Raw genomic sequence first — 14,069 nt, forward strand, 5'->3', positions numbered from 1 at the left:
CGGGCGCTTCGAACCCGCTAGTCGCGCCCGTCCGGCCGGTCATACAGGTCCCAGCGATGCTCGCCGGTCACCGTATCGGCATAGGGCCGCCCGGCGGCATCGCGACTGGGCACGTAGCGGAAGCGCTTGCGGATCAGCGCGCAGGTCGTCTCGTCGAGGTCGCGATTGCCGCTGCTGCGGGTGACGGTGCAGTCGGACACCCGGCCGTTCACGCCGACGATGAAGCGCAGCCCCACCGTGCCGCTGGCCCCGGCATCCAGGGCGGCGCGCGGATAATCGGCATCGGTGATCCGCCCGCCGATCCAGCGCAGCGGCACGCCGCCGCCGCCGCCCAGGCCGTTGCCGCGCCCGCCGCTGCCGCTACCCTCGCCCTCCCCGCCGGCGCCGGTACCCGGTCCGGCCACCGGCGCGGCACCCGAGGACGCGTCGTTCGCGGCTGCCGGCATGGGCGCCGTCACCACCAGCGGCGGCGCTTGCAGGACGATGCGCGGCGGCAGGGCAGCGACCTCGGTCGCCTTTGAAACGCGGTTGGGCGGTGCCGCCGCCCCTTCCGCCCGCGGCGCCGCGCGGCGCCGGACGGGTTCCGGCGCGGGGGGTGGAGGTGGCGGCGGCGTCACGTCGAAGCTCGTCAGGGTCGCATCCGGATCGGATCGCACCAGGGTCTGGGCACGAAGGCCCGCGAACAGCAGCGCCGCGAGCAGCACCTCGACGGCAAGGGCGGCCGCCGCGCCGGGCAGGCGAACGCGCGCCGACGTCACCGGCCGCGCCCCGGTCGTTGCGGGTTCATGCAACCGAAATGCGGGGTGGCACATTGATACGCATCGAACACGAACCGAAGATGGGGTCCGAATATGCGTAAGACAATCGCCGCGCTCACTGCCTTTGCCCTGGCCATGCCGGTCGCGATGCCAATCGGAGTCGCCAGCGCGCAGTCGCGTTACGAAGGCAAGTCCAGCCGCAACTATCGTGTCGTCAAGCGCTGCCGCAAGTCGAAGGGCGAGGCCGGCCTGATCGCGGGCGGCGTCGCCGGCGCGCTCGCCGGTCCGTCGGTGGTCGGCGGCGGCCTGCTCGGCGCGGCGGCCGGCGGTGTCGCCGGTGCCCTTGGCGGCCGCGCGATCGACCGGACGATCACCGCGAAGAATCGCTGCAGCTATGTGCGCGTTCGCCGCTGAATGACCTTAGGGGCGGGCCTCGGTCCGCCCCTTTCCAAAGCTGCCTGCATCGGCCAGAAACCGGCCCATCCCCGCGACGCCGTCGCGCGCCGCCCCAAGATGCAGGAAGTTTGCGTATGTCCAGCTATGCCGACCGTCTGACCGCTCTCCGTGCGCAGCTTGCGCAGGATGGGCTAGACGGGTTCGTCGTGCCGCTCACCGACGAGCACATGTCCGAATATGTCGGGGCCTATGCCCAGCGACTGGCCTGGCTCACCGGCTTTCAGGGCTCGGCGGGTAGCGCCGTGGTGCTCGGCACCCGGGCGGCGATCTTCACCGACGGGCGCTATACGCTGCAGGTTCGCCAGCAGGTCTCGGCCGACCAGTGGGACTATGTTGGCGTCCCTGCGACCAGCATTGCCGACTGGCTCGGCGACCATGCCCCCGACGGCGGTCGCATCGGCTATGATCCCTGGCTGCACACCCGCGCCTGGGTGGAGGAAACCCGCGCGGCGCTGGCGGCCAAGGACGCGACGCTGGTCGCCGTTTCCCGAAATCCGATAGACGCCGTCTGGGCCGGACAGCCCAGCCCCTCCGACGCCCCGCTCGCGGTGCAGGACGAGGCGCTGGCGGGCAAGTCCTCCGCCGCCAAGCGCGCCGAGATCGCCGACTGGCTGCAGGCGCGAAACGCCGATGCGGTGGTGATCGCCGCGCTCGATTCGATCGCCTGGACCTTCAACGTCCGTGGCGACGACGTGAGCCACACGCCGGTCGCGCTTGCCTATACCGTGATCCATGCCGACGGCACCGCCGACCTGTTCGTCGCCCCGGAGAAGGTGACGGACGCGGTGCGCCAGCATCTCGGCAACGCCGTGCGCATCCAGGATCGCGCCGCCTTCCAGGGGGCATTGGGCGGCTTTGCCGGCAAGCGGGTCGTGGCCGATCCGGGCACGGCCGTCGCGGCGATCTTCGACGCGCTGGAAGCCGGCGGCGCCACCGTGGTCGCGCTGCGCGATCCGGTGATTCTTGCCAAGGCGATCAAGAACCCCGCCGAAGTCGCCGGGCACAAGGCCGCGCAGGCGCGCGACGGCGCCGCGCTCAGCCGCTTCCTGAAGTGGTTCGAGGAAACCGCACCGCAGGGCGGTCTCACCGAACTGTCGGCAGCCGACAAGCTGCGCGGGTTCCGCGAGGCGACCGGCAAGCTGAAGGACCTGTCCTTCGACACCATCTCCGCCACCGGCCCCAATGGCGCGATCCCGCACTACAAGGTGACCGAGGAATCGAGCCTGCCGATCGAGCGCGGCCAGCTGTTCCTGATCGACTCGGGCGGCCAGTATGGCGACGGGACGACGGACGTTACCCGCGTGATGCCGGTGGGCGAGGCGAGCCACGAGATGAAGGACCGCTTCACCCGCGTGCTCAAGGGCCATATCGCCATCGCCACGGCGCTGTTTCCGGACGGCACCACCGGCGCACAGATCGACGGATTCGCGCGGCGGCCGCTGTGGGAAGCCGGGCTCGATTTCGCGCATGGCACCGGCCACGGCGTCGGCGCCTATTTGTCCGTGCATGAAGGCCCGCAGCGCATCGCGCCCCCCTCCTATCCGGGCGGGCAGGCGCTGGAGCCGTTGCGCGCCGGCATGTTCCTCTCGAACGAGCCGGGCTATTACAAGGCTGGCGAATACGGCATTCGCATCGAGAACCTCGTCCACATCGTCGAGCGCACCCTCCCGGGCGGCGACAAGCCGATGCTCGGCTTCGAGACGCTCACCTTCGCGCCGATCGAACGCAGCCTGATCCTGCCCGACCTGCTGAGCGCCGAGGAACGCGCCTGGCTGGACGCCTATCATGCCGAGGTGCTGGCAATCGTCGGGCCGCAGCTGGAGGGCGAGGAGCGCGCATGGCTGGACGCCAAGTGCGCACCGATCGGGTGAAATACCGCGGATCCTCCCTTTTCCGGGGAGGATCGTTCAGTCCGCCGATTCGGGGGGCGCTCCCGCCCCCTCCCCGGCGGCGTCTGCCTTGGCCCCACGCGCCTGCGCTTTCCGCCGGCGCAGGTTTTCGCGCAGTTTTTCGGCCAGTCGGGCCTGCTTATCCACATCCTTCATGCGAAAAGCGATAAACCTTCGCGATGCGGGTTGACAATCGCGGGTCCCCAAGCAAATAGGCGCCTCCCGCACGGCGCTGGTCGCCGCGGTTGGAAAACAGTGCTGCCGTAGCTCAGTGGTAGAGCGCATCCTTGGTAAGGCTGAGGTCGCGAGTTCAATCCTCGCCGGCAGCACCATTTTCCCCTTCTGACAGAAGAAGTTGCCCGCAGGGGCACGGCGTCCTGCACGGACTCGCCTCTCCAGGCATATCGTCGTGACCCCGCGATTCATTGGGGTCGCCAGCGGAGTTCTCGACCCCGGCGTCCCGGGAGGTGGATTCCCGCCTTCCCGGGAATGGCAAGGTGCGCGATGGGGCGGCCGAAGCGACCGCCCCGCGCCCGTCAGGCCCGGCGCAGGCCTTCGATCCGTACCACCGGCACCGTGCCCAGCCCCTTGGGCAGCGTCACCGTCAGCCCTGCCTCGGACTGGCGAAAGGCAATGTCGGCGCCGCCCAGCAGCTGCGCTCGCGCCACCCGGCCCGCCTTCAGCCCCAGCGCCTTGACCGTTACCGGCGCCATCGGTGCCTTGAGGAAGAACAGGTACAGCGTGTCGCCCTTGGTGGTGAAGCGCACATCCTGTGCGGTGAAGCCCTTGAACGCGCCTTCGTTCTGCATCCCCGAGGCGAGCTGGGTCGGCCCTTCGCCATAGCTGCGCCACGGCCGGGTGCCGAACACCGCCTCGCCGTTCACCGCCATCCAGGCGGCGAGATCGTCGAGGATCTTCTCCTCCTCCGAATCGATCGTGCCGTCCCCGCGCTGGGGCACGGAAAGCAGCAGGTTGCCGTTCTTGGAGATCACATCGGCCAGTCGCTGCAGCACGTCGTCGGCCGATCGATAGGCCTTGTCGGTGTAGAGGCTGCGCCGATAGAACCAGTCGCCGAGACAGGTGTCGGTCTGCCACGGCTCGTCCCACAGACGGTCGGAGAAACCGCGCTCGACATCCTGCACCAGCCCGAACCGGGCATAGGGATGCAGCTGCTTTGCGGTGGCGACCACGTCGATCTTGCCGTGCCAGCCGATCGAGCGGTTGTAATAGTCCGCCACTGCCGCCAGCCCGATGGGGCCGAACGGCAGCTCGTAATTATCGAAATAGCAGAAATCGGGCTTGTACTTGGTGACCAGGTCGATCTGGCGCAGCAGCCAGCGCTTGGCATAGTCGATATCGCCGGGCGGCACCGTCTCCAGCCACTGGCCGTCATGCTGCTCGTGCCACGCGCCCATCGCCTGCATCGTGTCGATGCCGTCGGGGGCCACCATGTGTTTGCCGGTGTAGAGGATCTGGGGATCGAGCCCTTCCCACCACTTCCCCGCGCCGTCCGCCTTGGTCAGGCGGAAGGCGTCGTAGCGTTCGCCCCTGCGGGGCCCCTCGGGATCATAGCCATAGGCCGTCTGGTACCAGTGCCAGCTGTGCGAGGCATGGTTGGAGACGCCGAAGCGAAGCCCGTGCGCGCGCGCCACCTTCTCCCAAGTGCCGACCACGTCGCGCTTGGGGCCGACGCGCAGGCTGTTCCAGCCGTGATGCGCGCTGTCATAGCAGTCGAGATTGTCGTGATGGCAGGCGAGCGACACGAAATACTTCGCGCCTGCCTTCACATAGCGCTTCATTAGGCCTTCGGGGTCCCAGCGCTCGGCGCTCCAGCGATTCTGGACCTCCATGAAGCCGATATCGGCGGGGTGGCCATAGGTCTTGCGGTGGAAGTCCGAGGCCGGGTGGCCCTGGATGTACATGTGCCGCCCGTACCAGTCGCCCTGTTCGGGCACGGACTGCGGCCCCCAGTGCGACCAGATCCCGAACTTCGCATCGCGAAACCAGTCCGGATAGCGATAGTTCGCCACCAGCGACGGCCAGGTCGCCTGCACCGGTCCTGCGGCCGTCGCCTGCGCCCGCGCGACCGCCGGCAGGGCGGCAAGCCCCGCCAGCACGCTGCGCCGCTGCCACCCTGCTCCGATCATGTCAGCCCCGCTTCACCGTGACGGCCGCGCCCTGATACCGAACCTCGGTATCGAAGCCATTGTCGTCGGTCCCCGGCTTGCCGGCGCTCACCCATTTCACGCGGAAGCTGCGGGCGGCGGGCATGCCCGCCCAGCCCTTGCCCTCGCGCGCGCCGATCGTCAGCGTGCCGGTCTTGTCGTCATAGGTCAGCGCAATGCGGCTGAACGCGCCCGACTTGTACTGCTCGCTGCGACCATCATCCTCGTAGAGCGAGAACTGGCCATTCGCGCCGGTATAGACGGTGACGGTCAGCGGCGCATCGCGCTGCTGGTCGACATATTGCGTCACCGGGCCCATCGGCACGATCGCGCCCGCCTTGACGAACAGCGGCATCCGCTCCGCCGGCGCCTGGATCCCGGCGATGGTGCCGCCGCGATAGGTCTTGGCGGTGGCAAAGTCGTACCAGGTGCCGGTGCCGGGGAAATAGACCGTGCGGCTGCGCGCCTTGTACTCGGTCACCGGCGCCACCAGGAACGCGTCGCCGAACAGATACTGGTCGTTGATGCTGCGCGCCTTCGCATCGGACGGGAAGTCCATCGCCATGCCGCGCATGATGCTGCCGTCCTTCATATAGGTGTCGGCGCCCAGCGTGTAGATATAGGGCATCAGCCGGTAGCGGAGCTGGTCGTACCACACCATCGAGGCCCGCATCGGCGAGCCTTCGGGCGAAATCTCGTAGATCTCGCGATACGGGAACTCACCATGGCTGCGGAACAGCGGGCTGAACGCACCGAACTGGAACCAGCGCAGGTTGAGCTCGCGCCACTCGGCGAGGTCCTCCGGCTTCGGATTCTTCGTCTCGAAGCGCGGCTCCACCGCGAAGCCGCCAATGTCATGCGTCCAGTTGGGCAGGCCCGACATCGAGGCGTTGACCCCCGCCGAGATCTGCGCACGCAGATCGTACCAGCGGGTCGCCACGTCGCCCGACCAGATCGCCGCGCCGTAGCGCTGCAGCCCACCGAAACCGGAGCGGGTCAGCAGGAAAGGCCGCACGTCGGGCTTGAAGCTCCGCCAGCCCTCGAAGAAGGCGCGGGCGTTCATCAGCGGATAGCTGTTGAAATACTGCACCGCCGGGCCGATCGCGGTCGGGCCCATGGTGTCGATCCGCTCCTCGATCGACAGGTTCGAATGCATGTCTGGCTCGCTGGCATCGGCCCACCAGGCATCGGTGCCGATCACGCCCAGCTTGGCTTGAACCTGCTTCCAGAAGATCCGACGCCCTTCGGCGGAGTAGGGATCGTAGAAGGTATTGGCGTAGCCGGGGCCGACCCAGTCCTTGTTGCCCTGCCGCAGATTGCCCTGATAGGCCGCGCCCGCCGCGTTCAGCTCCTTGTAGTTCTCGGTCGTCGGATAGAATTTCGGCCAGACCGAGATCATGAAGTTGGCGTGCTGGCCATGTACCTTGTCGATCATCGCCTTGGGATCGGCGAAGCGGCTCGGATCGAAGTCGTGGCTTCCCCAGGCATCGTCGCGCCAATAGCGCCAGTCGAGCACGATATTGTCGAGCGGGATGTTCAGCGAACGGTATTTGTCGACCACGCCGGTCACTTCGGCGGCGGTGTCGTAGCGCTGGCGCGACTGCCAGAAGCCATACACCCACTTCGGCATCATCTCGGCCTTGCCGGTGATCTGGCGATAGCCGGCGATCACGCCGTCCAGCGTGTCGGCGGGGACGAACCAGTAGTTCTTGGCCTGGCCCACCTCGCTGGTGAACCACACCGAATGGCGGTCCTGCGCGGGCAGCGGATCGTTGTGGAGCAACGCCATGTAACCGGCATTGGGGTCCCACTCGATGCGGATCTGGACCGGCTTGCCCTTGACCATCGGCAGGTCGAAATTGGCGTACCAAGGGTTCCAGTTCTGGCGCCAGCGATCGAGCACCAGCTTCCCGTCGGCATAGACCTTGTAATAGCTCGAGCCATAGAGCTGGAACTTGTGGGTGCCGGTCACGTCGGGCTGGAGGTCGCCCGTCCACACCACGGTCTGCTTCTGCACCGCGTTGCCGGCCGTGTTCTGTCCGCCCGTCGCGGCAACGGTCTGCGCCTTGGCCGCGTCGGGCCAGTTCTTCTGGTCCTTGATGTACTGGTAGTTGATCGTCGCTTCCTGACGCGCGACCGCGAGCTTACCGTCGAGGAAATACTCGGCCTTCCAGCCCGGCTTGCCGTCGCTCGTCACCTTCAGCCCCTCGCCCACCAGCGTATAGGGCTTGGGGTTGCCGAAGCGGCTGATGCTGGCATTGTCCCACAGCAGGCCGTAGCTGCGCGTCGATACGACGAACGGGACGGCGATGTCCATGTTGTGCTGGGCGAGTTCGACGTCCTCGCCATTATAGTTCATCTGGGCGTTCTGGTGCTGGCCCAGGCCGTACAGGCCTTCGTCGGTGCCGCGGTTGAACTGCTGGCTGACCGCAACGAACGGCTTGCCCGCCACCGTCACCGGTTTGAACGCGGCCTGGCCGGACTCGGCGAGCAGCTCGCGGCCCTTGGCATCGGTGAAGCGGACCCGGCCGGTGGCGATCTCGATATCGGCGGTGGCGCGCTTGGCCTTGACCAGCACATGGCCGCTGGCCTGGGCTACCTCGAACGTGCCGGCGGCCGGCGGGTTGGCCGCCATCAGGCTCGGTGCGAGCGCGCCGGTGTCGACGCCCTTGGGCGTCGCAATGACGTGGAAGATGCCGTCGCCGTGGACGCTCACTTCCACCCGAGCCGCGCTGCCGCCGGTCGGCGTGACCACCACGCCGGTATCGGTGCGGCTATAGCCATTCTCCTGCGCCGCCTGCGCCGATGCCATCGCACTGCCGGCGAGCAGCGCCGCGAACCAAACCCTCTTCATGCCCAAGTCTCCTGCTTTTCTTCTATTTCCGCCGCTCAGCGATAGCGGCCCATGGTGATCTTCAGAATTTGCGGTCGGTCGATCAGGTTGAGGCCGTAATCGGTCTGGTCGCCGTTCCACACGCGCGTCGCCTGCCATTTGCCGTCGACGAAGCTGCCTTCCTCGGCACGCAGCAGAATACCGTTCGGCGGGCTGCCCTCGGCGGGCGAGAAGGTGACGCGGACATGGTCGCCCACCACCAGGAACTCGTCGTCGGAAAGCTGTGCCACCGCGACGCCGCCGATCTTCTGCACCCCCCAAGGCGCCGGATCGGTCTTGAGGAAGGTCCATTCCTTCATGCCGAACTGCCATTCGCCCCAGCTGGCGGTAATCTGCCAGCCGCCGAGAGTGGTGCTGCGCGGCTTGGAGTCGTCGGGCTTGGCGACACCCCAGGTGGGGCGGGTATAGGCGATCCGCGCCCAGTCGCGCGCGATGCCCTTCAGCATGCCATAGGGCAGCGCGAAGGCGTCCATCGTCGCCGCATCGAGGTCGCGCGCGCCGAGCGGGAAGTTGAAATAGCCGGTGGCGTCCATCCCGAACGGCGCAAAGCCGATCGCGCCGCGCCCCAGCGCCTCGTAGAAGAAGCGGGCGAACTCGCGGGCGTTGCCGATTTCGGGCACCATCAGCGCATTGTCCGGCCGCGCATATTTCTCGAGATAGAGCGACACATTCTCGCTGCTGCGATCATAGAGGTCCGGCGCGGCGAAATCGAGCGAAGGGGCGGCCGCCTTCCAGATATCAAGCACGTCCTGCTGCGGCCCGCCGCTCGCCACGCCGTCCGGATCGGGGACGTTGGAGGGGCCGGCAAGGGCTGCGTTGACGTACATCGGCAGCGGCTTCACCGCCTTGCCCGCCGCGGCGATGGCGTTGACATAGCGCGCGACATACCAGCTGTTGAACGCGCGGTCGGCCTGCGCGCCGAACGCCTGCGACCAGGTGCCGCGCTTGCCGATCTTCTTCGCGAGTTCGGCGGGGATCGCCTGCGCGAACAGGCGGTTGCCTTCCGCCGAATAGTCGCGGGGGTTGCGATAGCTGCCGGTCTCGTTCTCGGGCTGGACCAGGATCACGGTGTTCTGCGGATCGTGATCGCGCAAATATTCCATCACCTTCACGAAGGCGCGCATGTCGGCCTTGAGCGTCTCGGCGCCATGCGCGCTCAGCACGCCGTGATCCTTGCCGTCGCGCGTCTTCATCCGCGGAAAGCGCTTCGCATCCAGCTTCACCCAGTCGGGCGTGTAGCTGTAGCTGGTGTTCTTCCACGTGCCGAACCATAGCAGCACCACGCGCTTGTCGTGCGCGCGGGCCTGATCGAGCAGCGTCTGTAAAAAGCTGAGGTCGAACTGCCCCTCGCGCGGCTCGACCTGCTGCCAAGAGATCGGCACTTCCACGGTGTTGGCATGCATCCGGTCGAGCACATCCCAGGCGGTGGCGAGCGGCGCGGCATAGTTGCTCGAATTATTGACCTGCCCGCCCAGCATCAGGAAGGGCGCGCCGTCGACGATCAGCGCGTGGCGACCGTTCCTGCTCTCGATATGCGGCACCGGTGTCACCGTCTGCGCGGCCGCCGTGCCTGCGAGTACCAGCGCCAGCGCGGCGCCTCCCAGCACATCCAGTCTCATTTCCTCTCCCCTGCAGGATCGCCGTACAACAGCCCGCGCCCGTCGGTGCCGAGATATACCCGGCCGGCGACGCGCGGGTCGCCTGAAATGACGCGGAATCGCAGGCCCCATTGGTGCCCGTCGTCGTTGATCCGCGCCCAGTGTTTCCCGAAATCGTCCGAGCGCCACACGGCGCGCAGGCCGGCCAGCGTGCCGACCGCATAGAGCGCGGGCGTGCGCCCCCGCCCCCTGCCCAGCCCGAACAGCTCCACCTGCAGCGCACCGCTCGCCGGGCGGAACGACGCGCCCCCATCGATGCTGCGCCACAGCTGCCCGCCAAGCTTCAGCCAAAGCTCGCCCGCCGCGAAGGGCGAGGCGACCAGGGTCGACGGCTGCTCGCGATGGCGGATGCGCGCGGCGGACAGGTCGGCAGGCAGGCCGCTCCCTGGCAACGGCGCGAAATGCGCGCCCCCGTCGCGCGAGCCGAGCAGATGGGCCTCGCTCACCGCATAGAAGCGGCTGGCATCGACCTTGTCGGCGGTGGCGCGGGTGCTGCCCGGAAGACCCGCCACGCGCTGCCAGGTTGCACCGCCGTCGCGCGTCAGCATCGGCTCGGGCGCGGCGACCAGCATCGCGGCACCATCGGCCGAGACGCTGATCGCCGCCTCGCCATTGAGGTCGGCGCGCGCGGGCGGGCTGCCCATTGCCGGCACCCGCACCGGCGTCCAGGTGCGTCCGCCATCCTCGGAGCGGCCGAGCGACGCATCCCGCGGCCGGTTGGCGTAGAGGCTGCCGCTGCGCACGATCACCGCAGGCTTACGCCCCGCATAGTCGAGCGTGTTGGTGTTCGAGAGATAGGGGTTGGTAAAGCTGGGTTGCGGCGAGACGCCGAAATCGTCGTGGACGAACCCCGCAATGTCGCCGAACCCCGACACGAGATGCGCGCCGCCGGTCGGCGAAGTGAGCGTGATGATCGCGGTCTGCTCGATGCCGCGGGCCCAGGGTGCCCAGTCGATCGCGTCCGCGCCCGCTGCCGCCGTGGCATAGACGGTCGCCCCGGTGGTGTAGGCGATGTGCCCCGCATCGAAGGGATCGATGGCCAGCCCGGTGATCCAGTGGCCGAAATCGGCACCCTTGCCCTCGTGGAGCAGGAAGGGCGTGGCGGAGACGTCGCGGCGGCTGCGCGGCCCCAGATCCTTCCAATGTGCGCCGCCATCGCGCGACAGCCACAACGTGTCCCCCAGCGCGTAGCGATCGAGCGTGCTGATCGCGACGGTGCCCGGCGCCGAGGCCGCGACCGCTACGCCGAGAATGCCACCCTCGCGGTGATCCGGCGGGGTGATCGCCTGGCCGCGCCCGTCGGGAGTGAAGCGCCACACCGCACCGCCACGCGCGTCGCTTTGGCCGATCCCGGTCGCATAGCCGACATAGAGCGTGCCGTCGGACGCGATCGCGGCCTTCACCGCCAGCATGTCCGGCCCGGGGCCGGCGACTGCCGACCAGTGTGCGCCGCCATCCTCCGATCGATAGAGATGCGTCGCGCCGGGATCGGCAATGCCTGCCCAGATCCGCCGCGACCCCTGCCCGCCTGCGCCGCTCGACGGATCGAACAGCACGAAGGCAATCCCGCCATGCGTCTGCCGCGCCGCCGGTGCACCGAGACCCGGAACGGGGAAGCGCGCGACCTTCGTCCAGTGCGCGCCGGCATCGTCGCTGCGCCACAGCCCGTCGTGCCGCGAGCCGAAAAGCAGCGTGGCGGTCCGGTCGGGATCGATCGCGAGCCGCTCGCCCAGCCCCCGGCCTGCCTCGTTGCCGCCCATCGCGAACGGCACCGGCGTCACATGCCAACTGCGGCCACGGTCGGCCGAGCGGAGGATCGCGGCGGGCGCCTGTGCGTGCATCCCCGCCGCCATATAGACCAGGGCCGGATCGCGCGGATCGGGAGCGATACTCTCGATCCCCATATAGCTGGAGACAACGTTGCCATCCTGCAACGCGATCCAGCGCGCCTGCGCCGCATCCCAGCGATAGGCCCCACCCATGTCGGTACGCAGATAGGCGAGCCCGGGTTCGGCCGGGCTGAACACGATGCCGGGCGCGTAGCCGCCCGCACCGACGGTAACGTTGCGCCATTGATAGGGGATCGCGGCCTGCGCCAGCGCCGGCACCGGCGCGGCCAACCCGACCAGCACCGCGATCATGCCAAGCGACATGGAACGCGCCATTCCTTCCCCTCCCGCGTCCGGCAGCCTTACCGGTTTACGATCCTGCGTCCACAGGTTAGCGCTACCAGTTGCGGAAAGAAACCGCCGATTGGAAATTTACTTTTACAGGTGGATGTAGCTACTCATCATCAACCGCCACGATGCGAACCGTGGACGAGGGGAGGAAACAAGGATGTCTCAAGAGCTTAACCGACGCAACCTGCTGGGCGCCATGACCCTTGCCGCCGGTGCGGCAGCCTTGCCGGCGCACGCGTTCCAGGCCGATGGCGACGAGGTGCTGCCGCTCTGGCCCGGATCGCCTCCCGGCGCCCCCGCAACCCTGCCCAGCCCGAAATATGATCAGCGTTCGAAGGACCCCGCGTTCAACGATCGCTGGCTGACGGGGATCGGCCAGCCCTCGCTCACCGTGCGGCGCGCCGCGCGGCCCAACGGCACCGCGGTGATGCTGATCCCGGGCGGCGGCTATGGCTTCCTCGCAATCGATAACGAGGGCGAGGAACAGGCGCGCTGGCTGAACGCGATCGGCGTCACCGCCTTCATCCTGCGCTACCGCATTCCCACCGAAGGCTGGGCGAACCGCGCCACCGTGCCGCTGGCCGATGCGCAGCGCGGCCTGCGGCTGATCCGCGCCTCGGCGAAGCGCTGGGGGGTCGATCCCGCGCGGGTGCTGGCGCTCGGCTTCTCGGCGGGCGGCCATCTCGCCGGCAGCCTGGCCACCCGCCATGCCGAGCGCGTCTATGCCCCGGTCGATGCCGCCGACCAGCTTTCGGCGCGGCCCGATCTGGCCGGCCTGATCTATCCGGTGGTCAGCCTCGCCGCGCCCTTCACCCATGGCGGCTCGCGCGACAATCTGTTCGGCACCGGTGCCGGCGCCAAGGCGCTCGCCGCCGCTTCGGTGGAGAACCGCGTGACCGCCGACACCCCGCCGATCTTCCTTACCCATGCCAGCGATGACGGGCTGGTGCCGATCGCCAACAGCCTGGCGCTCTACCAGGCGATGATCGCGGCGCAGCGCCCGGCCGAGCTGCACGCGTTCGACCAGGGCGGCCACGGCTTCGGCGTCCGCCTGCCCAAGACCGTCCCCGCCGCGGCCTGGCCGGTGCTGTTTGCCGCCTATGCCCGGCGCAGCGGCGTGCTGGCGGCATGATCCGGGTGGCGGCGCCGCTGCTGGCGCTCCTGCTCGCCGGCGCCGCCGACCCCGAGCCGCCCTATCGTTCGAGCCCCGAGCGGCGCACCGTGGAGGACCGGCGCGACTGGGGCCGTTGGCTCGGACCATTTCGAGCCAGGCTGGTGCCAAGCATGATGCAGGATTTTGGCGAACGCTATCTCTACGCGCCCGCGAACGCCGCGCTGCCGCCGCCGCGCAAGGGCGAGCAGCGGGTCGTGTTCCTCGGCGACTCGATCACCGACGGCTGGGATCTCGCGAAGAGCTTTCCCGGCAAGCCCTATGTCAACCGCGGCATCGGCAGCCAGGTGACCGCACAGATGCTCGTCCGGTTCGAGCAGGACGTGGTGGCGCTGCGCCCGCGCGTCGTCGTGATCCTTGGCGGCGTCAATGACGTGACCGGCTTCCTGCAGGCGGAAAGCGCCGAGTCGATCACTGCCAATATCGAGGCGATGGCGGATATCGCGGCGGCGCACGGCATCGCGGTCGTGCTCTGTTCGATCCTGCCGGTGAACGACTATAGCGACGCCGCCCGCAACGTGGTGGCGGAACGCAAGCCGGCCGAGCTGCGGGCGATCAACGACGCGCTGCGCGCGCTGGCGCGCCGACGCCATTTCGCCTTTGCCGACTATGCCGCCGCCCTTGCCGATGCGCGCGGACGGATGCGCCGGGAGCTCACCACGGACGGCATTCACCCGCTGCCGGCCGGCTATGCGCTGATGACGCCGATAGCAACAAAAGCGATCGCATGGTCGCTGACGCGGAAAAATCCAACACCCTGAATTATAGGAATCTTTTCGCGTTAACGATAACCAGATTTCACCGGTGAAGCTAAGTTTCACATTATTGTTGCGATAAATCAGACGCCATGGTAGCGCAAACATCGGATGCTGGGAGAAACCGGCACCGCCGGCGCAGGC

At 68.2% G+C, this 14,069-nt stretch carries 10 protein-coding genes and 1 tRNA gene; 5 read left to right on the plus strand and 6 right to left on the minus strand.

Going from position 1 to position 14,069, the window contains the following annotated elements; all coding sequences use genetic code 11:
- Positions 1-17: 17 nt before the first annotated feature.
- Positions 18-758: an energy transducer TonB gene (locus tag OIM94_RS09600; protein ID WP_264606515.1), complete on the minus strand. Its 741-nt coding sequence runs from the start codon at positions 756-758 to the stop codon at positions 18-20.
- Between the two features lie 93 nt (positions 759-851).
- Here OIM94_RS09600 and OIM94_RS09605 point away from each other — a divergent pair, with 93 nt between their 5' ends.
- Both OIM94_RS09605 and OIM94_RS09610 read left to right on the plus strand, forming a co-directional pair.
- Positions 852-1,172 carry a hypothetical protein gene (locus OIM94_RS09605; protein ID WP_264606516.1) on the plus strand — a complete coding sequence of 107 codons (321 nt, stop codon included), beginning with the start codon at positions 852-854 and terminating at the stop codon, positions 1,170-1,172.
- A gap of 116 nt (positions 1,173-1,288) precedes the next feature.
- Positions 1,289-3,085: an aminopeptidase P family protein gene (locus tag OIM94_RS09610; protein WP_264606517.1), complete on the plus strand. Its 1,797-nt coding sequence runs from the start codon at positions 1,289-1,291 to the stop codon at positions 3,083-3,085.
- A gap of 36 nt (positions 3,086-3,121) precedes the next feature.
- On the opposite strand, the gene OIM94_RS09615 is transcribed toward OIM94_RS09610, so the two are convergent.
- A complete protein-coding gene (locus tag OIM94_RS09615) occupies positions 3,122-3,259 on the minus strand; it encodes a hypothetical protein (protein WP_264606518.1) in 138 nt (45 codons plus the stop codon).
- Positions 3,260-3,360: 101 nt separating this feature from the next.
- Between OIM94_RS09615 and OIM94_RS09620 the strand changes: the two genes are divergently transcribed.
- Positions 3,361-3,435 (plus strand) — tRNA-Thr (locus OIM94_RS09620).
- Between the two features lie 204 nt (positions 3,436-3,639).
- Here OIM94_RS09620 and OIM94_RS09625 read toward each other — a convergent pair.
- Genes OIM94_RS09625 through OIM94_RS09640 form a run of 4 tightly spaced genes read right to left on the minus strand, consistent with a single transcriptional unit; the run spans position 3,640 to position 11,984 of the window.
- Positions 3,640-5,250, minus strand: coding sequence for an alpha-L-fucosidase (locus OIM94_RS09625; protein WP_264606519.1), 1,611 nt, complete (start codon positions 5,248-5,250; stop codon positions 3,640-3,642).
- Between the two features lies 1 nt (position 5,251).
- Positions 5,252-8,122 carry a TIM-barrel domain-containing protein gene (locus tag OIM94_RS09630; RefSeq protein WP_264606520.1) on the minus strand — a complete coding sequence of 957 codons (2,871 nt, stop codon included), beginning with the start codon at positions 8,120-8,122 and terminating at the stop codon, positions 5,252-5,254.
- Positions 8,123-8,157: 35 nt separating this feature from the next.
- A complete protein-coding gene (locus tag OIM94_RS09635; protein WP_264606521.1) occupies positions 8,158-9,780 on the minus strand; it encodes a DUF5597 domain-containing protein in 1,623 nt (540 codons plus the stop codon).
- The gene (locus OIM94_RS09640) at positions 9,777-11,984 is read right to left on the minus strand and encodes a hypothetical protein (RefSeq protein WP_264606522.1); all 2,208 of its coding nucleotides are present in this window, start codon (positions 11,982-11,984) and stop codon (positions 9,777-9,779) included. The genes OIM94_RS09635 and OIM94_RS09640 overlap by 4 nt, the downstream gene beginning before the upstream one ends.
- A 172-nt stretch (positions 11,985-12,156) precedes the next feature.
- Here OIM94_RS09640 and OIM94_RS09645 point away from each other — a divergent pair, with 172 nt between their 5' ends.
- Both OIM94_RS09645 and OIM94_RS09650 read left to right on the plus strand, forming a co-directional pair.
- Positions 12,157-13,131, plus strand: coding sequence for an alpha/beta hydrolase (locus OIM94_RS09645; RefSeq protein WP_264606523.1), 975 nt, complete (start codon positions 12,157-12,159; stop codon positions 13,129-13,131).
- Positions 13,128-13,931, plus strand: coding sequence for a GDSL-type esterase/lipase family protein (locus OIM94_RS09650; RefSeq protein WP_264606524.1), 804 nt, complete (start codon positions 13,128-13,130; stop codon positions 13,929-13,931). The genes OIM94_RS09645 and OIM94_RS09650 overlap by 4 nt, the downstream gene beginning before the upstream one ends.
- The last annotated feature ends 138 nt before the right edge of the window (positions 13,932-14,069 follow it).

The sequence above is a fragment of the Sphingomonas sp. R1 genome, from assembly GCF_025960285.1.
Taxonomy (GTDB): Bacteria; Pseudomonadota; Alphaproteobacteria; order Sphingomonadales; family Sphingomonadaceae; genus Sphingomonas.